The following is a 23292-nucleotide window of genomic DNA, read 5'->3' as shown; positions in this document are numbered from 1 at the left end:
GGCGTGATTCCGAAGCCCCTCTCGTTCGAGCAGCGCGACGGCGAGTTCGCGGTCGACGATGACACGGTCATCAGGGCGTCGGATGCCGCGGCTCCCGCAGCCCGCCGGCTGCAGGCCGACCTGGCGGCGGCGACGGGCCTCACGCTGCCGATCATCCCCTCCGCACCGACCGGCGGGCGCGAAGGCGCCGGCACCGCGATCGAGCTGGACGTCGACCCCGAACTGCCTCGCGAGGGCTACCGGCTCGAGATCGCGCCCGACGGCGTGCGTCTCGCGGGCGGCTCCACCGCGGGGCTCTTCCACGGCGGCATCGCGTTCCGGCAGCTGCTCGGCCCCGACGCGTTCCGGCGGGCGGCGCTGCCGGGGCGGCAGTGGCGCGCCGCGGCATCCGTCACCGTCGACGCCCCGCGCTTCGCGTGGCGCGGCTTCATGCTCGACGTCGCCCGCAGCTTCCGGCCGAAGCACGAGGTGTTGCGGCTCATCGACCTGCTCGCGCTGCACCGCGTCAACGTGCTGCAACTGCACCTGACCGACGACCAGGGCTGGCGCATGGAGATCCACCGCTATCCGAGCCTGACCGAGGTCGGTGCGTGGCGGCCCGAGTCGCAGCTCGGCCACGGGCCGGACTCGACGCTCGACGGTCGCCCCGTCGGAGGCTTCTACACGCACGACGACCTGCGCGAGATCGTCGCCTACGCGGCCGAGCGGCACATCGAGGTCGTGCCCGAGATCGAGACACCCGGGCATGTGCGCGCGGCGCTCGCCGCGTATCCCGAGCTCGGCATCACGGGCGGGCCCTACGAAGTGTGGCCGCGGTACGGCATCAACGACGACGTGCTGAACGCCGAGGAGTCGACGGTCGAGTTCTTCCGCAATGTGCTCGACGAGGTCATGGCGGTGTTCCCGTCGACCTACATCGCCGTCGGCGGCGACGAGGCGCGCAAGGTGCAGTGGGCGCACGACGCGCGCACGCGGGAGCTCATGGCGTCGCGCGGGCTCGAGACGCCGAACGAGTTGCAGGCGTGGTTCATCCGGCAGCTCGACGCGCACCTCACGGCCGCCGGCCGGCGACTGTACGGCTGGGACGAGGTGCTCGAGGGCCCGCTCGACTCCGGTGCGACGATCGCCTCGTGGCGCGGCATCCGCGGCGCCGAGGTCGCGGTGGCCCGCGGCCACGACGTCGTGCTCTGCCCCGACGACTTCGCCTACCTCGACTACCGGCAGTCGGACTCGGCCGACGAGCCCATCCCGGTCGGCACGGTGCAGTCGTTGCGCGACGTGTACGAGTTCGAGCCGCTCCCGGAGGATGCCTCCGCGCCGATGCGCCGCCATGTGCTCGGGGTGCAGGCGAACGCCTGGAGCGAGCACATGGACACGGCGTCGAGGGTCGACTACATGGTCTTCCCGCGACTCGCGGCGTTCGCCGAGGTCGCGTGGAGCGCGCCGGGCAAGCGTTGGGCGGACTTCGAGGCGCGCCTCGACGCCCAGCTCGAGATCTACGACGCGATGGGCGTGGCGTACCGGCCGCTCGCCGGGCCGCATCCGTGGCAGCAGCGTCCCGGAGTGCCGGGTGCGCCCCGTGCCAAGGCCGACCGGCAGGCCGAACTCGCGGCGCTCACCGCCGACCTGCACGAGTGACGCACCCGGGCGCAGGGAGTGCCTGCACCCGGGTGCGTGATCGCGTGATCGCTCGCGCGACGTGGTGCATGCCGCTACAGCGCGGCGTGCGCCTTGCCGGAGCGCGCCCTGACGAGCATCTTCGTGAGCCGCACGCTCGCCGCGATCACCAGGGCGGCGCACACGGCGCCGATGCCCATGGTGACGCCGGCCATCAGTGCGTCGGGGTGCTCACGGGTGAGCGTCGGGTGCGTCGCGAGTTCGTTCTCGAAACCGGCGGCGAAGCCGATCATGAACAACCAGGTCGCGACGATCATCGTCGCGAGGAATGGTGGGATTCTCCTCATGTCACCTCCTTCGGCGTGACCTGCCAGTATAGCCCACGCCTCTGGAAATGCCTGAACCGGGCCGGTTTCTCGAGCTCAGACCCGCTCGAGCAGCACCATGACCTCGAAGTGCGTCGTCTGCGGGAACATGTCGAACACCCGCCCGCGCACCGGCCGCAACGACGGCATCGCCTCGAGGTCGCGAGCGAGCGAGGCCGCGTTGCAGCTCGAGTACAGCACGTGGCGAATAGCGGATGCCTCGAGCCATCCGCTCAGCTCCCGGCCGATGCCGCGTCGGGGCGGATTCACGATCACGAGATCGGGAGCCGTGTCGGCGCCCAGAGCGAAGGCGGTGGCGTCGCCGGCCTCGAACCGGACGCGTGAGAGCGCGGCATCCGTTCGGCTCAGCTCGGCGCTCGCGACGGCCTCGACGCTCGTCTCGATGCCGGTGACGGATGCCGCGGCATCCGCGATGTGCAGAGCGAAGCCGCCGACGCCCGAGTAGAGGTCCCACGCCGAGTCGGGCGCGAGGGCGCGCACCCAGTCGCGCGCCTCGACGTAGAGCGCCTCGGCGATCTCGGTGTTCGTCTGGAAGAAGCTCTGCGGGCGCAGGTGCATCGTCACGTCGCCGAGCCGCATCGGCAGCGTCTCCGCCTCGGTGAAGACGATCTCGTGCTCGCCCTCGAGCACGGCCTTGTGCTCGGGCAGCACGTTCGCGGTGACGACACGGGCGTTCGGGAGCTCGGCCAGGAGCCACGGCAGGTGCTTGCGGATGCGGCCGACCGGCTCGGTCGAGCGCACGACGAAGCGGATCATGAGCTCGCCGTCGGGCGACTCGGTGAGGATCAGGTGCTTGAGCTCGCCCGTGCGGCTCGGCACGTCGTAGGGCGTGAGCCCGGCGCGCGTGATGAACGCCGCGATCACGGGAAACGCCGCCCGGTGGCCGGGCGAGCAGATGCCGCACGCCTCGAGGTCGATGCCGTGGCCGTCGGCGTCGAGGATGCCGATCGTCGGCGTGTCCGTCGTGCCGCCGATCACCATCTTCGCCTTGTTGCGGTAGCCGCCTTCGCGGCTGCCGATCGGCGCCAGCCAATCGAGGCCCGTGTGTGCGCGCAGGAGGTCTTCGGCGTGCCGCTGCTTGTCGGCGAGCTGACGCTCGTACGGCTGCCCCATGAGCGAGCACGAGGTGCAGCGCCCGGCGTCGAAGTAGGAGCAGTCCACGGGTTCCAGCGTAGGCGCGGATACGGTGGTCGGGTGAGCGCCGCCGACGACCGCCCCCGTGCCCCCGGAGATCTCGTGCGGGTTCGCGCGACGAAGTGGCTCGGGCAGCCGCACTGGGAGTTCGACGGGCGCTGGCTCGGGGCCGACGAGCACGGCGACTGGGTCGGGTTCCCGGCCGGCACGCGGTTCGCGCGGCCGGGGCACGGTTTCACCGCGACGTGGGACTCGGTGTCGCTCTTCCCGCGCGCGGGCTGGGCGGCAGGATTCAACGCGGGGCATCCGCGCGGGCTCGGCATCTATGTGGACCTGGCGACGGTTCCCGAGTGGCGAGCGGATGCGTCGGGGGCCTGGACGGTCTCGTACGTGGATCTCGATCTCGACGTCGTCGAGCGTACGGGCGCGCCGGCGTTCATCGATGACGAAGACGAGTTCGCCGAGCACGCGGTGCAGTTCGGGTATCCGGCCGAGTTGGTGGCGCGCGCACGCGCCGATGCCGAGGCCGTGCTGGGGGCGGTGCGGCGGCGCGAGGCGCCGTTCGATGGGGCGACAGCGGCGGGGTGGCTCGGGCAGCTCGGCCGACTCGGCGATTCGACGGCCTTCATTCGACCGGAGTGGTGACCGATTCATTCGAATATACGTTCGATTTAGTGGCCGATTTCCGCTAGAATTGAGTCATGCCCGAAGTGAGCGCAGCACTCTCCGACCTGAGAGTGGCGTGCGAGCTCACCGACTAGACCTGGGCGGGCGCGCTGCTGCGGCCATCGACCGATTCGGTCGCCGATGTGGTCGCGATGAGCGGCGACGGGCTGGTTCGCGTGACCGAGTCGCTGGCCGAATTGGCGCGTCGTGTGCAGGCACTGCAGGCGAAGTGCGCTGCCGAGATCGCGAGTCGATCGCGCTCGGGTGGTGAAGACGATGTCGCTCGCCGCCACGGCTACTCCTCGGCCGAGCGACTGATCGCATCGGTCACCGGTGGCCGGTTCAGCGATGCCGCGAAGCTCGTGACGGTGGGCGAGGCGACCGCGCCGCGGGCATCGTTCACCGGCGAGGCGCTGCCGCCGAGGCATCCGCATCTGGCTGCCGGCCTCGAGTCGGGCTCACTGTGCGTCGACGCGGCCGAGACGATTCGCCGATTCCTCGACGGGGTGGCGCTCCGAGCCGGTCGGCAGCAGCTGGGCGAGGCCGAAAGGCTCCTGGTCGAGCGTGCGCCGGTGGTCGGCGTCGACGGGCTCACTCGCTTGATCAAGCAACTGCAGGCGCGACTCGACCCCGACGGCGTGAAGCCGCGCGAAGACGAGTTGCGGGCACGGCGGGGCCTGCGCATCTGGGAGGATCGCGCCGGCATGATCCAGTTGCAGGGCGCGTTCGATCCGGCGAACGGTGCGCCGATCAAGCTGGCGGTCGAGGCGATCGTCAGCGCGGAGCTGCACCGGGCACGCGATGCGAAGCGTGGCTTCGGCGCGTCGGTCGTTGAGGACCAGGCGGGTGATGGCGGCCAGCCTCAGGTCGGCGAGCCTCACGCGATCGGCGAGCCTGATGAGATCTTCGACGAGCAGCGCACGATCGCGCAGATGAACGCCGACGCCCTCGCCGACATCGCGCGGCTCTCACTCGGGGCCAAGCAGGCGCCCGCGGCGCTCCGGCAGGTCACGGTGGTGGCGCGCATCGACGCCGAGTCGCTCGTCGGCGGTCACGGCCATGCCACGATCGACGGCATCGACCAGCCCGTCTCGGTCGCGACGGCACGCGAGCTGGCGATGTCAGCGGGCATCAGCCCGCTCCTGCTCGACCACCGGTCCGAGCCGCTCGAACTCGGCCGCGCCGCCCGACTCTTCACCGCCGCGCAGAAGCTCGCACTCGTCGAGCGCGATGGCGGTTGCGCATGGCCGGCGTGCAATCGGCCGCCGTCGCACACGCAAGCGCACCACATCAAGTGGTGGAAGCGTCATCGGGGTCGAACCGATATCGGCAACGGCATCATGCTGTGCTCGCATCATCATCACCGCGTCCATGACGACGGGTGGGTCATCACCGTGCGCGACGCGCAGACGTGGTTCACTCCACCGGTGCATCTCGATCCGCAGCAGCGGCCGCGCCCCGGCAACCGGCGGCGACATCCGACGGGCTGGGCCGAGGAGGGCGGTGGTCGAGGTACGCCGGTCGCACGGGTCGCGGCAGCCTGAGCTCAGGGGGCGTCGACGGCTCCAGGCTCGAAGCGGTACCCCATGCCGGGTTCCGTGAGGAAGAACCGCGGCTCCGACGGCGTCGGCTCGAGCTTGCGCCGCAACTGGGCGACGTAGAGACGCAGGTACCCGGCGTCGTTCGCGTGGAACGGTCCCCACACCTCGCTCAAGAGCATCTGCCGGGTGAGAAGCTTGCCCGGGTTCTTCAGGAACAGCTCGAGCAGGCGCCACTCGGTCGGCGTCAGGCGCACGGATGTCGCGTTGCCCGAAGCATCCGTCGACCTGATGGTCTTCGCCGCGAGGTCGACGGTGAGGGCACCGATCGCGTGCGCCGCGGCATCCGCTTCACCGCTCGTCGACCGGGCTCGGGCGCGGATGCGGGCGAGCAACTCGTCCATGGCGAACGGCTTCGTCACGTAATCGTCGGCGCCCGCGTCGAGGGCGTCGACCTTCTCGGCGGAATCGGTGCGACCCGAGAGCACGAGGATCGGCACCTTCGACCACGCCCGCACCGCCCTGATCACGTCGAGGCCGTCGACGCGGGGCATGCCGAGGTCGAGGAGGATCAGGTCGGGGTGCGCGTTGGCCGCAAGGTCGATCGCCTCGGCGCCGTCGCGAGCGGCGACGACCTCGTAGCCGCGGGCGGCGAGGGTGATGCGCAGCGCCCGCTGCAGCTGGTCGTCGTCGTCGGCGAGGAGGATCCTCATCGCAGCTCCTCGGCGGTCGGGGATGTGGGCGGGGGTGTCGGGGTCGTCGTCGGAGTACCGGCCGAGGGCAGGGTCACGACCATGGTCAGGCCGCCGCCGGGCGTGTCCTCGACCTCCAGTGTGCCGTCCATTCCCTCGACGAAGCCCTTCGACAGGGCGAGGCCGAGCCCGAGGCCCGTGTCGTTGTCGGTGTCGCCGAGGCGCTGGAACGGCGTGAACACCTCGTCGCGGCGTTCGACGGGGATACCGGGTCCGCGGTCGACGACGCGCAGTTCGATCCGGCCCTGGAATGAGCTCGCCGCGAGGCGGACGCGCTCGCCGTCGGGGCTGTGCCGCACGGCGTTCGCGAGCAGGTTCACGACCACGCGCTGCAGCAGCACGCCGTCGGCCAGCACCGGGGCGAGCTCGTCGGCGAGGTCGAGCTCGACGTCGGCGGGCCCGAGCCCGAGTTCGTCGAGGGCGGGCAGCACGACGTCGGCGACCTCCGTGGGAGCGAGCGTGACGCCGAGCGCCCCCGCCTGCACCCGGCTCACGTCGAGCAGGTTGGTGACGAGTTCGGCGAGCGCATCGAGACTCTCCGAGGCGGTCGCGAGGAGTTCGTCGCGCTCGGCGGCGGGCAGCTCGACCTCGCGGGAGCGCAGCGCGCTGATCGCGGCCGACGCCGAGGTGAGCGGCCGGCGCAGGTCGTGTCCGACGGCGGCGAGCAGGGCCGAGCGCACCCGATCGGTCTCGACGAGGGCATCGGCCGCCGAGGCTGCGGTCGCGAGCGCGCCGTGCTCGATCGCGGCATCCATCTGGGCGGCGATGACCTGCAGCAGGCGGCGCTCGGATGCCTCGAGGTCCTGTCCGTGCAGTTCGAGCACGCCGCGGCTGCCGATGGGGATCTCGGTGACCCGGTCGTCACGACTCGGCTCGCCGTCGGCGACCCGGGGCTCGCCGTCGACGAGGAGGCGGACCCCGGTGAGTCCGAACGCCTCGCGGGTGCGGGTGACCATCGCCTGCAGGGCGTCCTCCCCGCGGAGCACGCTGCCGGCGAGGGTCGCGAGCAACTGCGACTCGGCGGCCGCCCGGCGGGCGACGCGGGTGCGGCGGGCGGCCTGGTCGACGACGTAACTCACGAGCAGCGCATTGGCGACGTAGAACACGAGCGCGAGGAACTGCCGGGGGTCGCTGATCGTCAGGGTGTGGATCGGTTCGACGAAGAGGAAGTTGAGGGTGAGCCCCGAGAGCACGGCCGCGAAGAGACCGGGCCAGATGCCTCCGATCAGGGCGACGACGATCACGAGCAACTGGTAGGCCAGCACGTCGCTCGTGATCGACGTCTCGGTGTGGAACGTCACGAGCAGCCAGCTCAGCAGCGGGCCGGCGACGAGGGCGACCGCGAAGCCGACGAGCAGGCGCCCGCGGCTGAGTGCACCGCCGAGCCTCGGGAGCGAGAACCCCGACCCCGCCGCCGCGTGCGTGACGATGTGCACGTCGATGTCGCCCGACTCGCGGATGACGGTCGCCCCGATGCCCGGCCCGGTGAACGCCGCGGCCAGCCGCGACCGGCGGCTCACGCCGAGGACGAGCTGCGTCGCGTTCGCCGCGCGGGCGAAGTCGACGAGTGCACGAGGCACGTCGTCGCCGACGACCTGGTGGAAGGTGCCGCCGAGTTGTTCGACGAGCGTGCGCTGGCGATCGAGGGCGTCGGGATGCCGCGCCCGCATGCCGTCGGGTCGCGTGACGTGCACCGCGACGAGCTCGCCGCCCGAGGAGCGCGAGGCGATGCGCGCCCCGCGGCGCAGGAGCGTCTCGCCCTCTGGGCCGCCGGTGAGGGCGACGACCACGCGCTCGCGCGCCTCCCACTTGCGGTCGATGCCGTGCTCGACGCGATAGGCCTTTAGCGCGGAGTCGACCTCGTCGGCGAGCCAGAGCAGCGCGAGTTCGCGGAGCGCGGTGAGGTTGCCGAGCCGGAAGTAGTTCGACAGTGCGGCGTCGATGCGCTCGGCCGGGTAGACGAGACCTCCCGCGAGCCGGTCGCGCAGCGCCTGCGGGGCGAGGTCGACGACCTCGATCTGGTCGGCCGCGCGCAGCACGGCGTCGGGGATGGTCTCGCGCTGGGCGACCCCGGTGATCTGCTGCACGACGTCGCCGAGCGACTCGATGTGCTGGGCGTTGACGGTGGAGATCACGTCGATGCCGGCATCCAGCAGCTCGTCGACGTCCTGCCAGCGCTTCGCGTGCCGCGAGCCCGGCGCATTGGTGTGCGCGAGTTCGTCGACGAGTGCGACCTCGGGCCGGCGTTCGAGCACCGCATCGAGGTCCATCTCGTCGAGGCCCATGCCGCGGTGTTCGACCATCGTGCGGGGCAGCACCTCGAGCCCGCTGACCATCGACGCGGTGGCCTTGCGGCCGTGCGTCTCGACGAAGGCCACGACGACGTCGCGGCCGTCGCCCCTGAGTCGACGACCCTCCTCGAGCATCGAGTAGGTCTTGCCGACGCCGGGGGCGGCGCCGAGCAGCACGCGAAGCCGGCCCCGTCTCATTCGCCTGCCCCTCAGCCCAGCTCGGAAAGGGCGAGGTTCAGCTGCAGCACGTTGACGGTCGGCTCGCCCAGGTACCCGAGATCCCGTGCCTGAATCCTAGACTCCACGAGTTCGCGCACCTCGGATTCGGGCAGGCCCCGCTCGCCGGCGACGCGGGCCACCTGCTGCAGCGCGTACTCGGGGCTGATGTGCGGGTCGAGGCCCGACGCCGACGCGGTGAGGGCGTCGGCCGGGACATCCGCTTCGTCGACGCCGTCGAACTCGGCGACCTGCGCCTTGCGCTCCTCGATCGCGGCGATGAGGTCGGCGTTCTCGGGGCCCTGATTGCTGCCGCTCGAGGCGCCGCCGTCGTAGCCGTCGCCGGCCGCGGACGGGCGCGGCTGGAACCATTCCGGCAGCGGTTCGCCCGAAGCATCCGCGAACGACTGGCCGATGAGCGCGGAGCCCACGACCTCGTCGCCCGAGCGCTCGAGCGATCCGTTCGCCTGCGCTGGCAGCGCGACCTGCCCGATCACGGTGACGACGGTCGTGTACGCGACGCCGAGCACGAGCGTGAAGAGCAGCATCGCGCGGATCGCGACCCAGTGCGTGCGGGCCGTCGTGCGTGTCGTACTCATGTTCCTGGTGTCCTTTCGCGTCCGGGCCTAGAACCCGGGGATGAGGCTGACGACGAGGTCGATCAGCTTGATGCCGATGAAGGGGGCGATGATGCCGCCGAGGCCGTAGACCAGGAGGTTCCGGCTGAGGATCGCGGACGCGCCGCCGGCTCGGTACCTCACGCCGCGGAGCGCGAGCGGGATGAGGAACACGATGACGATCGCGTTGAAGATGATGGCCGACAGGATCGCCGAGGCGGGCGAGTGCAGCTGCATGACGTTCAGCACCGCGAGGCCCGGGAAGACGCCGGCGAACATCGCCGGGATGATCGCGAAGTACTTCGCGACGTCGTTGGCGATCGAGAACGTCGTGAGCGCACCGCGCGTGATGAGCAGCTGCTTGCCGATGCGCACGATCTCGATGAGCTTCGTCGGGTCGCTGTCGAGGTCGACCATGTTGCCGGCCTCCTTCGCCGCCGACGTGCCGGTGTTCATCGCGACGCCGACGTCGGCCTGCGCGAGCGCCGGGGCGTCGTTCGTGCCGTCGCCGGTCATGGCGACGAGGTTGCCGCCCGCCTGCTCGCGCTTGATGAGCGCCATCTTGTCTTCGGGGGTGGCCTCGGCGAGGTAGTCGTCGACGCCCGCCTCGGCCGCGATCGCCTTCGCGGTGAGCGGGTTGTCGCCCGTGATCATCACCGTGCGGATACCCATCGCCCGAAGCTCGGCGAAGCGCTCGGTGAGACCGTCCTTCACGACGTCCTTCAGGTGCACGACGCCAAGCAGGCGCGCCGCGCCCGCCGCATCCTTCGCAGCCACGACGAGCGGCGTGCCGCCGCTGTTCGAGATCGCCTCGACGCGCTGCTCGAGCTCGTCGAACGTCGACGACGCGATGCGACCGGATGCCTCGACCCACGCGGTGACCGCCGAGCCCGCGCCCTTGCGGATGCTGGAGCCGTCGGACAGGTCGAGCCCCGACATGCGGGTCTGCGCCGTGAACGGCACGACCTCGCCGTCCACCCCGTTGCCTGAGGCCGTGGAACGGTCGAAGCGGATGCCGCGCTCCGCTGCCAGCTCGACGATCGACGAGCCCTCGGGCGTCGGGTCGGCGAGCGACGACAACGCCGCAGCCCGCTCGAGCTCGGCGACCTCCACGCCCGGCATCGGCACGAACTCGCTCGCCCGCCGGTTGCCGTAGGTGATGGTGCCGGTCTTGTCGAGGAGCAGCGTCGTCACGTCGCCCGCGGCCTCGACCGCACGGCCCGACATCGCGAGCACATTGCGCTGCACGAGCCGGTCCATGCCGGCGATGCCGATCGCCGAGAGCAGGGCGCCGATCGTCGTCGGGATGAGGCAGACGAGGAGGGCGACGAGCACCGGGATCGAGACCGGCGCCGCCGCATAGGAGGCGATCGGGTTCAGCGTGAGCGTGACGATCACGAAGATGATCGAGAGGCTCGCGAGCAGGATGTTCAGCGCGATCTCGTTCGGCGTCTTCTGGCGCGACGCGCCCTCGACGAGCGCGATCATGCGGTCGACGAACGTCTCACCGGGCTTCGAGGTGATGCGCACCACGATGCGGTCGGAGAGCACGCGGGTGCCGCCCGTGACCGCTGAGCGGTCGCCGCCCGACTCCCGCACGACCGGGGCCGACTCGCCCGTGATCGCCGACTCGTCGACCGAGGCGATGCCGTGGATGATGTCGCCGTCGCCCGGGATCGACTCGCCCGCCGTCACGACGACGACGTCGCCGAGCCGGAGGTCGCCCGAGGGGACCTCGGCGATCGAGGTGCGCGCGGCTGCGGCATCCGTCACCTCGTCATACGCCGTGACGCGGCGTGCGATCGTCGACGTGCGCGTCTGCCGCAGCGTATCGGCCTGCGCCTTGCCGCGGCCCTCGGCCACCGATTCCGCGAGGTTCGCGAACAGCACGGTGAGCCAGAGCCAGGCGGCGATCGCCCAGGTGAAGGAGGGCGGCACGGCCGTGCCGCCCGACGAGCCGGGGCCGCCGAGGAACGGCTCGGCGATCGCGAGCACCGTCGTGAGTGCGGCGCCGACCTCGACGAGGAACATGACGGGGTTGTGCCACATCTGCCTCGGGTCGAGTTTGCGGAAGGCGCCGGGCAGCGCCCCCGCGATCTGCGCCGGTCCGAAGGCGCCGGCGGGGCGTTTCGAGGGGGCGCCCATCCGACGGGGCGTGTGTTCGGCCGGGTCGGGCCCTTCGACGGACTCAGGGAGCGAAGCGATGGTGGTGGACATGTCAGTTCAGCCCTTCAGCCAGGGGACCCAGCGTGAGCACGGGGAAGTAGGTGAGCGCGGTCACGATGACCGTGACGCCCACGAGGAGGCCGACGAACTGCGGCCGATGGGTGGGAAGGGTGCCTGCGGTCGCGGGCACTTTGTCCTGCGCGGCGAGGCTGCCTGCGAGGGCGAGCACGAGCACGATCGGGATGAATCGGCCGAGCAGCATCGCGACGCCGAGCGCCGTGTTGAACCACGGGGTGTTCGCGGTGAGCCCCGCGAACGCCGAACCGTTGTTGTTCGACGCGCTCGTGAAGGCGTAGAGCACCTCGCTCATGCCGTGGATGCCGGGGTTCCAGATCGAGACCGACTCGACATCGGCACGGATCGCGGGGATCGCGAACGACAGGGCGGTGCCCACGAGCACGAGCGTCGGCGTGACGAGGATGTAGAGGCTCGCGAGCTTGATCTCGCGCGGCCCGATCTTCTTGCCGAGGTACTCGGGCGTGCGGCCGACGAGGAGGCCCGCGATGAACACCGCGATGATCGCGAGCACGAGCATGCCGTAGAGGCCCGAGCCGACACCGCCGGGGGCGACCTCGCCGAGCATCATGTTGAGCATCGGCATCATGCCGCCGATCGCGGTGAACGAGTCATGCATCGAGTTCACGGCGCCCGTCGAGGTGAGCGTCGACGTGGTGCCGAAGAGTGTCGAGCCGAAGATGCCGAATCGCGCCTCCTTGCCCTCGAGCGCACCGCCGGCGAGCTCGGGCGCGGTGCCGTTGCCGCCCGCTTCGAGCGCACTGAGCGCGGTGAGCGAGACGACGTAGAGCGTCGCCATGACCGCGAGGATCGCGTATCCCTGCTTGTTCGAGCCGACCATCCTGCCGAAGGCGCGGGGCAGCGCGAAGGGGATCGCGAGCATGAGCACGTTCTGGAAGAGGCTCGTCCACGCCGTCGGGTTCTCGAACGGGTGCGCGGAGTTGACGTTGAAGAACCCGCCGCCGTTGGTGCCGAGGAGCTTGATCACCTCCTGCGAGGCGACCGGGCCGCCCGGCAGGCTCTGGCCGTTGCCCGCGAGCGTCGTGATCTCGGTGAATCCGTTGAAGTTCTGAACGACGCCGCCGATCATCAGCACGATCGCGCCGATGACCGAGAGCGGCAGCAGCAGGCGGAACGAGCCACGGAACAGGTCGACCCAGAAGTTGCCGATCGTGCCCGAGCCGCGCCTGGCGAAGCCGCGCACGAGCGCCACGGCGACGGCGATGCCGACGGCGGCCGAGACGAAGTTCTGCACCGCGAGGCCCGCGAGCTGCACGGTGTAGCCCATCGTGAGCTCGGGGGAGTACGACTGCCAGTTGGTGTTCGCCACGAAGGACGCGGCGGTGTTGAACGACAACCCCTCGGGCACGGCCGGGAGGCCGAGCGAGTACGGCAGCACCGCCTGGGCCCGCTGCAGCACGTAGACGAAGAGCACGCCGACGACCGAGAAGGCGAGCACGCCGCGGAGGTAGGCGGGCCACGACTGCTCGGAGCGGGGGTCGACGCCGATGAGGCGGTAGAGGCCGCGCTCGAACCTCGAGTCGCGATCGCTCGAGTAGAGGCGCGCCATGTAGTCGCCGAGCGGGCGGTAGACGAGGGCGAGGATGAGGGCGAGGGTGGCCGCCTGCAGGACGGCGAACAGCACGGCCATCAGAACCGCTCGGGTTTCACGAGGGCGTACACGAGGTACACCACGGCGGCGACACCCAACGCGGCAGCGAGGAGCTCGAAGAAGATCACAGCTTCTCGACCCCCCTGGCGATGAGGCCGACGAGTACGAACACGGCGATGATGCCGAGAAGGTAGACGACGTCGAGCACGAGGACTCCAGATTCACGGATGGCGCGAGCCGCGGGCGCGGCTGGCGGGCCGGTTCGACGAGCTCGACCGGCAGAGTCGATGCAACACCCGAGCGGATGCCTCGGCGCCGATCCTCACGGACCCCTAACGCCCCGCCGGCCGATCCGAATGCCGCGCTCACATGGCGTCGACGCCGCCCGCGGGGCGATACGTTTGGCACATGAACGCGGCGGACACCATCTCGGTCATCACCGAGGTGATCGGATGGTTCGCGCTCGCCGTGGGGCTCACGTGCCTGTTGCTCGCACTCCTCATCCGGGTCGCCGACGGTCGCTGGCTGCGCACCGAGGCGGTCGTGATCGACGGCGAGGGCGGCAGCATCGTGCGGTGGTTCACCGACGACGGATTCCAGTCGCGCGTGCTCAGCGCCGACGAGCGCGCACACGTCACCCGCCCCGAGGAGGAGCCCGCGTTCTACAAGGAGCGGGAGCCGTACCGCCTGCGGCTCCACGAGCCGCCGCCCGGTCGTCGGGTGATCCGCATCCTCGGCTTCGTGTTCATCGGCATCGCCGCGGCCTCGGCCGTCATCGGCGTGGTGCTGATGTTCGTCGGCTGAGCGCTACTCGAGCGCCGCGAACCGCTCGATGTCGCTCTCGGTGCCCGACACGATGATGAGGTCGTGGTTCGAGACCACGGTGTGCTCGGTCGCGTAGGTGAAGGGCTTGCCGGGGCTCTTCACGCCGACGACCGTCACCCGGTACTTCGACCGCACACCCGACTCGGTGAGGTTCTTGCCGCGGATCGGCTTCGGCGGGTACATCTTGACGAGGGCGAAATCGTCGTCGAACTCGATGAAGTCGAGCATGCGACCGCTCACGAGGTGCGCGGTGCGCTCACCGGCCTCGCGCTCGGGATAGATGACGTGGTTGGCGCCGATGCGCTGCAGGATCTTGCCGTGCGAGGCCGAGATCGCCTTCGCCCAGATCTGCGGGATCTTCAGGTCGACGAGGTTGGCCGTGATGAGCACGGATGCCTCGATGGAGGAGCCCACCGCGCAGACCGCGATCGAGAAGTCCTGTGCGCCGATCTGCTTCAGCGCATCGATCGACTTCGCGTCGGCGACGACCGCGTGGGTCACCCGTTCCGACCACTTCTGCACGAGCGCTTCGCTCTCGTCGACGGCGAGCACCTCGCGGCCGAGCCGGTCGAGCTGACCCGCGGTCGCGGCTCCGAAGCGGCCGAGGCCGATCACGAGCACCGGGGCGTCGTGCCTGATTCGATCAACCAACGATGGGCCTCTCTTCCGGACGCTTGAACAACTGCCGGCGCTGGCTCGCCGCCAGGGCCGCGGCGAGTGTCACTGTACCAACCCGCCCCATGAACATCGTGAGGGCCATGACGTAGACGCCCTCGGGCGGCAGTTCGGCGGTGAGCCCCGTCGACAGGCCGCACGTGGCGAACGCCGAGATCACGTCGAAGAGCACGTAGTCGAACGGCTGCTTCGTGATCTGCAGGATGGCGATCGACGAGACGGCGACGATGGTCGCGCCCCACAGCACGACGCTCACCGAGAGGCGCAGCATGTCGCGCGGGATGCGACGGCCGAACGCCTCCATCGAGGGCGCACCGCGCGCTTCGGCGAATGCGGCGAGGAACAGCACGGCGAGGGTCGTGACCTTGATGCCGCCGGCGGTCGATGCCGAGCCGCCGCCGATGAACATGAGCATGTCGGAGACGAGCAGGCTCGAGCCGTTGAGGTCGTGCATGTCGATTGTCGAGAACCCGCCCGACCTCGTCATCATCGACATGAAGAACGACTGGAAGACCGTCGGGCCGGCGTCGAGCTGGCCGTACGTCTTCGGATTGCCGTACTCGAGCAGCAGGAACATCGCGGCACCGGCGACGAAGAGGATCGTGGTCGTCGTGAGCGTCAGCTTGACGTGCACGCTCCAGCGATGCGGATGCCGCCAGGCCCGGGCCAGCGCGAAGATGACGGGGAAACCCAGGCTGCCGAGGAACACGCCGAGCATGAGCAGCGACTGGAACCAGTAGTCGCCGACGAGCGGCTCGAGACCGCCCGGGTTCGGGCTGAACCCCGTGTTCGTGAACGCCATCGCTGAGTAGTAGAAGCTGTACCAGAACGAGTGCCAGGCGTCGTATCCGGCCGCGAGCATGCTCGGGATCATGCCGATCGCGATCGTCACCTCGATGACGAGGGCGCTGATCGCGACGGTCGCGAGGAGCCCGCCGACCTCGCCCAGGCGAATCGCCTGGCGCTCCGACACGGGGCCGACGTGGATGCGCGAGGGGTTCGAGTCGCTCGCCGCGATGAGCTTCGCCCGCAGCCCGAGGCGCCGCGAGATCACGAGGCCGAGGATCGACGCGAGGGTCAGCACGCCGACGCCGCCGATGTTCACGCCGATGAAGACGAGGGTGTTGCCGAACGGCGACCAGTGCGTCGCCATGTCGACGGTCGCGAGGCCGGTGACGCAGATGACGGAGACCGCCGTGAACACCGCGTCGTGGAGCGGCGTGACCTGCCGGTCGGCACTCGCGATCGGCAGCGAGAACAGCACCGTGAAGAGCACGATGAGCGACGCGAAGATGAGGATCGCGAATCGCGACGGCGAGTGCTTGACGAGGGAGTCGACGGCGTCACGGACCTTGCCGAGCCACGACCGGCGGTCGACTCGGCCGAGTCGACCAATCGGCTGTGCGCGCATCGAGCCCCCTCCGTGCGTCAGCGAACGCGTGAGTCATGGTACTCCCCGCCGGGAGTGACTAGCCTTGGGGCATGGCGGACATCTTCGACGTGGTGGCGGACTCGACACGGCGCGACATCCTCGCGGTGCTCCTCGAGCGCGAGGCAGAGGTGCCGTCGTCGGGCGGGGAGATCAGCGTGTCCGAGATCGTGAGCGCACTCGGTGCGAGCCAGCCCACCGTGTCCAAGCACTTGAAGGTGCTTCGCGAGTCGGGCCTCGTCGCGGTGCGCGAAGAGGGGCAGCACCGGTACTACAAGCTCGACCGCACGCCGCTCGAGACGCTCGAGGACTGGCTCATCCCCTTCGTGTCGACGGATGCCGCGGCCGACGCCGCCACGCTCGCGAGCGCCGGCGCCCGCGAGGAGATCGCCCTCAACGACGAGCAGTTCGCGTTCGCCTCCGCCATCGGCAAGGCGTTCGCCGAGACGGCGCACCAGGTCACCGCGGTCGTCGGCCCCAAGAAGCGCCGCTGATCCGTTCGGGGCTCACCCGATGAGGGCGAGCACGAACGCCAGGCACGCCGCGGCCGACGTGATCGTGCGCACGTGGTTCCACGCGAGCCAGCCCGGGCGGAACGCCTGCCACGCGGCGGCGAGTGCCGTGGCATCCGTCTCGGCCGGTGCGGCCAGGCGGTTGTTCCGCGGAACGTTCGCGCCGCCCGTCACGCCCACCACGCCGATCAGGTAGATCGCAGCGCCCCCGATCGACCACCAGGTCGCGCCCTCGGGTTCGCCGAGGAACGCGATGACGGCGAGTACCGCCACGACGAGCGCCGTGCCGAAGATGGCGAGCATGAGCGGCGCCCGCACCGCGGTGACGTTGATCTCGCGCATGGCCCGTGCGGCATCGGCGGCGGGCAGGCGCCCGATGCCCTGGGTGACGAAGCCCGAGAAGGCGAAGAAGACGCCGGCGACGATGCCGGTGCCGAGGATCGCGACGACGAGCAGCACTTCCAGGTATGCGGGCATGCGTTCAGTCTGCCGTGCGGGTTTCGACGAGCTCAACCAGCAGACGAGCTCAACCAGCAGACGAGCTCACGCGTCGGCGCTCAGTGCAGGGGCTTGATCATCTCGAGTTCGAGCCCGCCCGGCGCGAGCTCGTATTCGCGGCTGCGGCCGGTGAGCGTGAACCCGAGCTTCTCGTAGAAGCGGATCGCCCGCGGGTTGTCCTCGTGCACCTCGAGGCGCAGGGTCCCGCCGAACTCGCGCGCCCACTGCTCGACCGCTTCGAGCAGCCGCCGCGAGACGCCGGCCTCGTCGCCGCGGTGCTCAGGTGCCACGTAGACGCCGACGAGCATCGGGCCCGACGTGGCATCCGGGATGTAGCCGCCCATGTGCCCGATCCAGCGGTCGCCGTCGATCGCCACGATCGAGGTCTGCCGGGGCGTCGTGCCACGTGCGGCGCGCGCCCGCCAGGTCGCCTCCTCGGCGTCGAGGGCCGTGGCGAGGGTCTCTCCGTAGGCGATCGGGGTGTCGCGCAGCATCTCGAGTCGCAGCGCGCGCACGGCCTGCCAGTCGGCTTCCTCGGTGGTTCGGATCACGAGATCGGGGCGGGGCATCCCTCGACGCTAACCCATCGGGCGAAGGCTGCCGTTCGGATCCGGTAGACTACCCCGAGGCTTTCTGGCCTCCGGCCGCGGCACGCGCGTCCGACTCGATCTTTTCTGTGAGGTTCTGATGGGTTCCGTCATCAAGAAGCGCCGCAAGCGTATGGCGAAGAAGAAGCACCGCAAGCTGCTTCGCAAGACGCGCCACCAGCGTCGCAACAAGAAGTAGTCCTTCGAGACGACGGCTGAGCGTCAGGCCCTCTGCGGCCTGGCGCTTTTCGCTGTACCCGGGCACGGCTCCGGACGCACGCCCCAGGCTCTGCGGCGTACCCTGAGAGAGTGCCACAACGCGACATCCGACTCACCCTCGTCGGCAAGCCCGGCTGCCATCTCTGCGACGACGCACGAGAGGTCGTGCAGGCCGTGATGGCCGAGGTCGCGGCGACGGATGCCCCGCCGCACATCGTCTTCGACGAGCGATCGATCCTCGACGACGACGACCTGCGCGCACGATACGCCGAGGAGATCCCGGTCGTGCTCATCGACGACGTGGTGCACAACTACTGGCGCATCGATCCGGTGCGGTTGAAGACGGCGCTGCTCGCCGGCTGACGCGGGGCTAGCCGCCAGGCGCCGACCGGTCAAGCCCGTTGCCCTCGCCCGGCGCCGGGTCTTGACTGGCGCCATGGACGTGTACTGGAAGGACCGCCCGGAACGCGCCGACGACCGGCGCGCCGACGACCAGCGCGCCGACGAACGGCTGCGGTCGCCGCTCCCCGCCGAGCAGGTCGACGTCGCCGTCATCGGCGCGGGGATCACCGGCCTCTCGACCGCCCTCATGCTCCAGCGCGCGGGCCGGTCCGTCGTGGTCGTCGAGGCGAGCGAGGTCGGCGCGCTCGCGTCGGGGGCGAACACCGGCAAGGCGAGCGTGCTGCAGGGCTCGCGACTCCGGCAGATCCGTCGTTCGCACTCCGCCGGGGTGACGCGCGCCTATGTCGAGGCGAACCTCGACGGGCAGGCCTGGCTCGCCGAGTTCGTCGCCGCGCACGAGGTTCCCGTCGCGCACGAGACGGCGTACAGCTACGCGCAGTCCCTGGCCGGCCTCGCCGTCGTGCGGGCCGAGTTCGACGCGGCGCGCGAGGCGGGCCTGCCGGTCGAGCTCGTGGACCGGATGTCGCTGCCGTTCCCGTTCGCGGGAGGGGTCGCGCTGGAGGGCCAGCTCGCCCTCGACCCGTACCGGCTCATGCTCGAACTCGCCCGGGCGTTCGTCGCCGCCGGCGGGGTGCTCGTGACCGGCGTGCGGGTGGGCGACGTGCACGCCGGGGATCCCGCGGTGCTCGAGACCGATCAGGGTGACCTCCGCGCGAGCGACGTCGTCGTGGCCACCGCCACGCCGATCCTCGATCGCGGGCTGTACTTCGCGAAGACGCGGCACTCGCGTTCCTACATCGCCGCCTTCGACCTCGACGACCCGCCGGTGCCCGGCCTCTTCCTCTCGGTCGACCAGCCGACCCGTTCGGTGCGCTCGGCGCCGTCGCGTCCCGAGTCGGGAGCCGCCGGCTCGCGGCTCATCGTGAGCGGCAACGAGCACCCCGTCGGCAGGGTGGACTCCGCCGCCGCGCGTGCCGAGGACCTCGTGCAGTGGACGCGACGGCACTTCCCGGGCGCCCGACTCACCCATCGCTGGTCGGCGCAGGACTACGAGTCGCTGAACCTCGTGCCCTTCGCCGGCAGGATGCCTCGTGGCCGGGGCCGTGTGTGGTTCGCGACAGGCTACGCGAAGTGGGGTCTCACGAACGGCGTGGCCGCGGCCCTGCGCATCTCCTCGGAGATCCTCGGCGAGCCGTCGCGCGCGCAGCGGCCGTGGATCCGGACCCTCGGCACGCGGCTGACCGCGCCGTCCGACGTGGGCCGGGGCATCTCCGAGAACGCGAAGGTCGCGCGCGAGCTCGTCGCGGGCTGGGCCCGGGCGGAGACCCGTACGGCACCGGTGCGACGACCCGCCGAGGGCGCGGGCGTCGTGGCGTCGCGCGGGGGAGTGCCGGTCGGCGTGTCGACCGTCGACGGGCGGACGTGCGCGGTTCGCGCGATCTGCACGCACCTCGGCGGGGTGGTGCGCTGGAACGACGCCGAGCTGACGTGGGACTGCCCGTTGCACGGCTCGCGATTCGAGGCATCCGGCCGGCTCATCGAGGGGCCGGCGGTGCGGGACCTGCCGGCGACCGACCGCCCCGGGGGCGAGGTCTGACTTGCGACCGCCGAGAAGTCCGATCGCCGGCCGTGTCGCCATTGTCAGCATGCACGCCGTATGACACGGTTGAGGCGAAGCCGTCGGGGGTCGACGGCTTCTGAGCGGGAAGGGTGAGCGCAGGGGCATCCGCCGCTCGCCGTCGCCCTCCCAGACCGGGGAGATCGATAGTGAGCACGAAGCCCGACATCCAGCGTTCGACGTTGCCGATCCCGGACCTGGCCTACACGGGCACGGTCACGTACGACGCGACGGACCCCGACACGCACTACCCGCCGATCGAGCGGCTCCTGCCGCCCGAGGGAGCGCCCAACGTGCTCGTCGTGCTCATCGACGACACGGGCTTCGGCGCCTCGAGCGCCTTCGGCGGCCCCGTGCACACGCCGAACTTCGAGCGGGTCGCCGCGCAGGGCCTGAAGTACACCCGCTTCCACACGACGGCCCTCTGCTCGCCGACGCGTGCCGCCCTGCTGTCGGGCCGCAACCACCACACGGTCGGCATGGGCGGCATCACCGAGATCGCGACGAGCGCACCCGGCTACAACTCGCTGCGCCCGAACAACTGCGCGCCGCTCGCCGAGACCCTGAAGCTCAACGGCTACTCGACCGCCCAGTTCGGCAAGTGCCACGAGGTGCCCGTCTGGCAGTCGAGCCCCGTCGGACCGTTCGACCAATGGCCGAGCCCCGGCGGCGGCTTCGAGTACTTCTACGGCTTCATCGGCGGCGAGACCAACCAGTGGTACCCCGCGATCTACGAGGGCACGACGCCCGTCGAACCGTGGGGCACGCCCGAAGAGGGCTACCACTTCATGGCCGACATGACCCAGAAGGCCATCGACTGGACGAAGCAGCAGAAGGCGCTCGCCCCCGACAAGCCGTTCTTCACGTACTTCGCACCGGGCGCGACCCACGCCCCGCACCACGTGCCCGAGGAGTGGGCCGACAAGTACGCCGGCAAGTTCGACCAGGGCTGGGACAAGGTGCGCGAGGAGACCTTCGAGCGTCAGAAGGCGCTCGGCGTCATCCCCGAGAACGCCGTGCTCACCGAGCGCAGCCCCGGCATCCCGGCCTGGGATGAGATGAACCCCGAGCTGCACCCCGTACTCGCGCGCGAGATGGAGGTCTACGCCGGGTACCTCGAGTACGCCGACCACTACGTCGGCGAGCTGCTCGACGCGCTCGAGGAGCTCGACGTGCTCCGCGACACGCTCGTCTACGTGATCATCGGCGACAACGGGGCATCCGCCGAGGGCACGATGAAGGGCACGACCAACGAGGCGTTCACGATCAACCACATGAACGAGCTCGAAGACGATGCGTACCTCATCGAGCACAAGGACGACCTCGGCACACCCCGCTCGTACAACCACTACGCGATCGGGTGGGCGCACGCGATGGACACGCCCTACCAGTGGACCAAGCAGGTGGCGAGCCACTGGGGCGGCACCCGCAACGGCACCATCGTCTCCTGGCCGAACGGCATCGCCGCTCGCGGCGAGATCCGCAACCAGTTCGCGCACGTCATCGACGTCGCGCCGACGGTGCTCGAAGCGGCCGGCATCCCCGAGCCCGCGACCGTGCACGGCGTCACGCAGCGGCCCTACGAGGGCACGCCGATGAACTCCTCGTTCGCTTCCGCCGACGCCGACGAGGTGCACACGACGCAGTACTTCGAGATGCTCGGCAACCGCGCCATCTTCCACAAGGGCTGGACGGCGGTCGCCAAGCACAAGGACCCATGGCTCGGCTCCAGCCACGGCCTCGACGACGACGTGTGGGAGCTCTACAACGTCGAGGAGGACTGGACCCAGTCGAACGACCTCGCCGCGACCGAGCCCGCGAAGCTCGCCGAGTTGCAGCGGCTCTTCCTGATCCAGGCGGCGCGCTTCAACGTGCTGCCCATGGACATCCGCTCGGCCGAGCGGTTCAACGAGGAGATCGCCGGTCGCCCCGCCCTCGTGAAGGGCACCTCGCAGACCCTCTACTCGGGCATGAAGCGCCTCAGCGAGAACTCGGTCGTCAACATCAAGAACAAGTCGTTCACCGTGACGGCGAAGGTGACGATCCCCGACGCCGGCGGCGCCGGCGTGATCATCGCGCAGGGCGGCTCGTACGGCGGGTGGAGCACGTACCTGCACGAGGGCACCCTGCGCTTCGCCTACAACGTCATGGGCATCGAGACCGACTACACGACCTCCGAGACCGTGCTCGAGCCGGGCGCCCACGAGCTCCGCGTGCACTTCGCGTACGACGGCGGCGGCCTCGGCAAGGGCGGCGCGGTGACGCTCTTCGACGGCGAGACGAAGCTCGGCGAAGGCCGGGTGACGCGCACCCTGCCGTTCTTCTTCTCGATGGATGAGACCGTGGACGTCGGAGCGGATGTCGCGTCGCCCGTGTCGGCCGACTACGCCGCGACCGGCAACGAGTTCACGGGCAAGATCTCGTGGGTGCGCCTCGACGTCGGCGACGACGACCACGACCACCTCATCGATCCCGACCACCGGATGCAGATCGCGATGACCCGGCAATGAGCGCGATGAACGAGGGCGAGCGGGTGCTGTCGTCGTGGACCGACGGCGCGACCCGTGACGCGATCATCGGCTTCGTGACATCCGTCACCGAGGGCCAGGGCGCCGTGCCGGTCGAGGAGCGCATCGCGGTCTTCGACAACGACGGCACGCTCTGGACCGAGAAGCCCATGCCGACCCAGCTGCACTACATCGTCGGGCAGTGGAAGGTGCAGGCCGAAGCCGACCCCTCCCTCGCCGAGAAGCAGCCGTACAAGGGTGCCGTCACCGGCGACTACCGCTGGCTCGGCGCCGCGATCGACAAGCACTACGAAGGCGACGACAGCGACCTGCAGATCCTCATCGGCGCCCTCGTCGGCATCACCGCGGGAATGAGCGTCGAGGACTACGCGGCGAGTGTGGGCGAGTTCTACGAGACGGCCAAGCACCTCGCCCTCGGCCGGCCGTACGCCGAGGCGATCTACGCGCCGATGGTGGAACTCATGCGGTACCTCGAGGCGCACGGATTCACCGTCTACATCGTCTCGGGCGGCGAGCGCGACTTCATGCGGCCGATGACCCAGCAGTACTACGGGATTCCGCCCGAGCACGTCGTCGGCTCTGCGCTCGGCCTCGCGTGGGACGCGGACTCGGGCGAGGTGCGCTACACGGCCGGCCTGGACTTCTTCGACGACGGGCCCGAGAAGCCCGTTCGCATCTGGAGCCGCATCGGGCGCCGGCCCCTCATCGCCGGTGGCAACTCGAACGGCGACCTGCCGATGCTCGAGTTCGCGCGGAAGGGCGGCGGCCTCGCGCTGCTCGTGCACCACGACGACGACTCGGGTCGCGGCGACACCCCGTACGACCGGGGCGCCGAGCAGGCGCTCGCCGCGGCATCCGATCGCGGCATCACGGTCGTCAGCGTGGCGCGCGACTGGTCGAGGATCTTCCCCGACCCCGTGGCGTAGGCG

At 70.4% G+C, this 23292-nt stretch carries 22 protein-coding genes; 10 read left to right on the top strand and 12 right to left on the bottom strand.

The window, feature by feature from the left end; genetic code table 11:
* Positions 1–3: 3 nt before the first annotated feature.
* A complete protein-coding gene (locus ASD23_RS03250) occupies positions 4–1638 on the top strand; it encodes a beta-N-acetylhexosaminidase (RefSeq protein WP_235507614.1) in 1635 nt (544 codons plus the stop codon).
* Positions 1639–1712: 74 nt separating this feature from the next.
* Here the strand turns inward: ASD23_RS03250 and ASD23_RS03245 are convergent, their stop codons facing one another.
* Both ASD23_RS03245 and rlmC read right to left on the bottom strand, forming a co-directional pair.
* The gene (locus ASD23_RS03245; protein ID WP_129231285.1) at positions 1713–1964 is read right to left on the bottom strand and encodes a hypothetical protein; all 252 of its coding nucleotides are present in this window, start codon (positions 1962–1964) and stop codon (positions 1713–1715) included.
* A gap of 75 nt (positions 1965–2039) precedes the next feature.
* Positions 2040–3164, bottom strand: coding sequence for a 23S rRNA (uracil(747)-C(5))-methyltransferase RlmC (gene rlmC / locus ASD23_RS03240; protein ID WP_056006151.1), 1125 nt, complete (start codon positions 3162–3164; stop codon positions 2040–2042).
* A 33-nt stretch (positions 3165–3197) separates the two neighbouring features.
* Here rlmC and ASD23_RS03235 point away from each other — a divergent pair, with 33 nt between their 5' ends.
* Positions 3198–3782, top strand: coding sequence for a DUF402 domain-containing protein (locus ASD23_RS03235; protein WP_056006148.1), 585 nt, complete (start codon positions 3198–3200; stop codon positions 3780–3782).
* 173 nt (positions 3783–3955) lie between these two features.
* The gene (locus ASD23_RS03230) at positions 3956–5347 is read left to right on the top strand and encodes an HNH endonuclease signature motif containing protein (RefSeq protein ID WP_157376991.1); all 1392 of its coding nucleotides are present in this window, start codon (positions 3956–3958) and stop codon (positions 5345–5347) included.
* Positions 5348–5349: 2 nt separating this feature from the next.
* Here ASD23_RS03230 and ASD23_RS03225 read toward each other — a convergent pair whose 3' ends face one another.
* Genes ASD23_RS03225 through ASD23_RS18765 form a run of 6 tightly spaced genes read right to left on the bottom strand, consistent with a single transcriptional unit; the run spans position 5350 to position 13198 of the window.
* Positions 5350–6054: a response regulator gene (locus ASD23_RS03225; protein ID WP_056006142.1), complete on the bottom strand. Its 705-nt coding sequence runs from the start codon at positions 6052–6054 to the stop codon at positions 5350–5352.
* Positions 6051–8582, bottom strand: a complete 2532-nt coding sequence (locus ASD23_RS03220) for an ATP-binding protein (protein ID WP_056006139.1) — start codon at positions 8580–8582, stop codon at positions 6051–6053. Before ASD23_RS03220 ends, ASD23_RS03225 begins: the two co-directional genes overlap by 4 nt.
* An 11-nt stretch (positions 8583–8593) precedes the next feature.
* Positions 8594–9199: a potassium-transporting ATPase subunit KdpC gene (kdpC, locus tag ASD23_RS03215; protein ID WP_056006136.1), complete on the bottom strand. Its 606-nt coding sequence runs from the start codon at positions 9197–9199 to the stop codon at positions 8594–8596.
* A 27-nt stretch (positions 9200–9226) separates the two neighbouring features.
* Positions 9227–11434 (bottom strand): potassium-transporting ATPase subunit KdpB, encoded by a 2208-nt coding sequence (gene kdpB / locus ASD23_RS03210; RefSeq protein WP_082571147.1) that lies wholly within the window; start codon positions 11432–11434, stop codon positions 9227–9229.
* Position 11435: 1 nt separating this feature from the next.
* Positions 11436–13109, bottom strand: coding sequence for a potassium-transporting ATPase subunit KdpA (gene kdpA / locus ASD23_RS03205; RefSeq protein ID WP_056006129.1), 1674 nt, complete (start codon positions 13107–13109; stop codon positions 11436–11438).
* Positions 13109–13198, bottom strand: coding sequence for a potassium-transporting ATPase subunit F (locus ASD23_RS18765; protein WP_022891167.1), 90 nt, complete (start codon positions 13196–13198; stop codon positions 13109–13111). The genes kdpA and ASD23_RS18765 overlap by 1 nt, the downstream gene beginning before the upstream one ends.
* Before the next feature lie 280 nt (positions 13199–13478).
* On the opposite strand from ASD23_RS18765, the gene ASD23_RS03200 reads away from it, so the two are divergent.
* Positions 13479–13874: a hypothetical protein gene (locus tag ASD23_RS03200; RefSeq protein WP_056006126.1), complete on the top strand. Its 396-nt coding sequence runs from the start codon at positions 13479–13481 to the stop codon at positions 13872–13874.
* A 3-nt stretch (positions 13875–13877) separates the two neighbouring features.
* Here the strand turns inward: ASD23_RS03200 and ASD23_RS03195 are convergent, their stop codons facing one another.
* Positions 13878–14546 (bottom strand): potassium channel family protein, encoded by a 669-nt coding sequence (locus ASD23_RS03195; protein WP_056006123.1) that lies wholly within the window; start codon positions 14544–14546, stop codon positions 13878–13880.
* Complete coding sequence (locus ASD23_RS03190) at positions 14539–15981, bottom strand: TrkH family potassium uptake protein (protein ID WP_056006120.1); 1443 nt, start codon at positions 15979–15981, stop codon at positions 14539–14541. Before ASD23_RS03190 ends, ASD23_RS03195 begins: the two co-directional genes overlap by 8 nt.
* Positions 15982–16052: 71 nt before the next feature.
* On the opposite strand from ASD23_RS03190, the gene ASD23_RS03185 reads away from it, so the two are divergent.
* Positions 16053–16493 (top strand): ArsR/SmtB family transcription factor, encoded by a 441-nt coding sequence (locus ASD23_RS03185; protein ID WP_056006117.1) that lies wholly within the window; start codon positions 16053–16055, stop codon positions 16491–16493.
* A gap of 12 nt (positions 16494–16505) precedes the next feature.
* Here ASD23_RS03185 and ASD23_RS03180 read toward each other — a convergent pair whose 3' ends face one another.
* Together ASD23_RS03180 and ASD23_RS03175 are read right to left on the bottom strand one after the other, a co-directional pair.
* Positions 16506–16988 carry an anthrone oxygenase family protein gene (locus ASD23_RS03180; RefSeq protein WP_056006114.1) on the bottom strand — a complete coding sequence of 161 codons (483 nt, stop codon included), beginning with the start codon at positions 16986–16988 and terminating at the stop codon, positions 16506–16508.
* A gap of 80 nt (positions 16989–17068) precedes the next feature.
* On the bottom strand, positions 17069–17578 hold the full coding sequence (locus ASD23_RS03175; RefSeq protein WP_056006111.1) for a GNAT family N-acetyltransferase: 510 nt from the start codon (positions 17576–17578) through the stop codon (positions 17069–17071).
* 118 nt (positions 17579–17696) lie between these two features.
* On the opposite strand from ASD23_RS03175, the gene ASD23_RS18500 reads away from it, so the two are divergent.
* The 5 genes from ASD23_RS18500 (at position 17697) to ASD23_RS03155 (ending at position 23289) form a co-directional block, all read left to right on the top strand.
* A complete protein-coding gene (locus ASD23_RS18500; protein WP_003792170.1) occupies positions 17697–17795 on the top strand; it encodes a 30S ribosomal protein bS22 in 99 nt (32 codons plus the stop codon).
* Between the two features lie 110 nt (positions 17796–17905).
* Positions 17906–18178 (top strand): glutaredoxin family protein, encoded by a 273-nt coding sequence (locus ASD23_RS03170; protein WP_056006108.1) that lies wholly within the window; start codon positions 17906–17908, stop codon positions 18176–18178.
* Positions 18179–18251: 73 nt separating this feature from the next.
* Positions 18252–19814 (top strand): FAD-dependent oxidoreductase, encoded by a 1563-nt coding sequence (locus ASD23_RS03165; RefSeq protein ID WP_082571145.1) that lies wholly within the window; start codon positions 18252–18254, stop codon positions 19812–19814.
* Between the two features lie 170 nt (positions 19815–19984).
* A complete protein-coding gene (locus ASD23_RS03160; RefSeq protein WP_056006105.1) occupies positions 19985–22345 on the top strand; it encodes an arylsulfatase in 2361 nt (786 codons plus the stop codon).
* Entirely contained in the window at positions 22342–23289 is a 948-nt protein-coding gene (locus ASD23_RS03155) for an HAD family hydrolase (protein WP_235507613.1), read from the top strand. Before ASD23_RS03160 ends, ASD23_RS03155 begins: the two co-directional genes overlap by 4 nt.
* Positions 23290–23292 lie beyond the last annotated feature (3 nt).

It is taken from the genome of Agromyces sp. Root1464 (assembly GCF_001427265.1).
In the GTDB taxonomy this organism is placed as follows: Bacteria; Actinomycetota; Actinomycetes; order Actinomycetales; family Microbacteriaceae; genus Agromyces; species Agromyces fucosus.
Note: the sequence above shows the minus strand (reverse complement) of the source record. Positions and strands in the feature narration are given on the sequence as shown.

Coding starts and splice junctions, on each gene's coding strand:
- ASD23_RS03245 (WP_129231285.1), bottom strand. CDS start 1,964: ATGAGGAGAATCCCACCATTCCTCGCGACGATGATCGTCGCGACCTGG.
- ASD23_RS03230 (WP_157376991.1), top strand. CDS start 3,956: ATGAGCGGCGACGGGCTGGTTCGCGTGACCGAGTCGCTGGCCGAATTG.
- ASD23_RS03225 (WP_056006142.1), bottom strand. CDS start 6,054: ATGAGGATCCTCCTCGCCGACGACGACGACCAGCTGCAGCGGGCGCTG.
- ASD23_RS03220 (WP_056006139.1), bottom strand. CDS start 8,582: ATGAGACGGGGCCGGCTTCGCGTGCTGCTCGGCGCCGCCCCCGGCGTC.
- kdpC (WP_056006136.1), bottom strand. CDS start 9,199: ATGAGTACGACACGCACGACGGCCCGCACGCACTGGGTCGCGATCCGC.
- kdpB (WP_082571147.1), bottom strand. CDS start 11,434: ATGTCCACCACCATCGCTTCGCTCCCTGAGTCCGTCGAAGGGCCCGAC.
- kdpA (WP_056006129.1), bottom strand. CDS start 13,109: ATGGCCGTGCTGTTCGCCGTCCTGCAGGCGGCCACCCTCGCCCTCATC.
- ASD23_RS03200 (WP_056006126.1), top strand. CDS start 13,479: ATGAACGCGGCGGACACCATCTCGGTCATCACCGAGGTGATCGGATGG.
- ASD23_RS03190 (WP_056006120.1), bottom strand. CDS start 15,981: ATGCGCGCACAGCCGATTGGTCGACTCGGCCGAGTCGACCGCCGGTCG.
- ASD23_RS03185 (WP_056006117.1), top strand. CDS start 16,053: ATGGCGGACATCTTCGACGTGGTGGCGGACTCGACACGGCGCGACATC.
- ASD23_RS03180 (WP_056006114.1), bottom strand. CDS start 16,988: ATGCCCGCATACCTGGAAGTGCTGCTCGTCGTCGCGATCCTCGGCACC.
- ASD23_RS03175 (WP_056006111.1), bottom strand. CDS start 17,578: ATGCCCCGCCCCGATCTCGTGATCCGAACCACCGAGGAAGCCGACTGG.
- ASD23_RS18500 (WP_003792170.1), top strand. CDS start 17,697: ATGGGTTCCGTCATCAAGAAGCGCCGCAAGCGTATGGCGAAGAAGAAG.
- ASD23_RS03165 (WP_082571145.1), top strand. CDS start 18,252: ATGGACGTGTACTGGAAGGACCGCCCGGAACGCGCCGACGACCGGCGC.
- ASD23_RS03155 (WP_235507613.1), top strand. CDS start 22,342: ATGAGCGCGATGAACGAGGGCGAGCGGGTGCTGTCGTCGTGGACCGAC.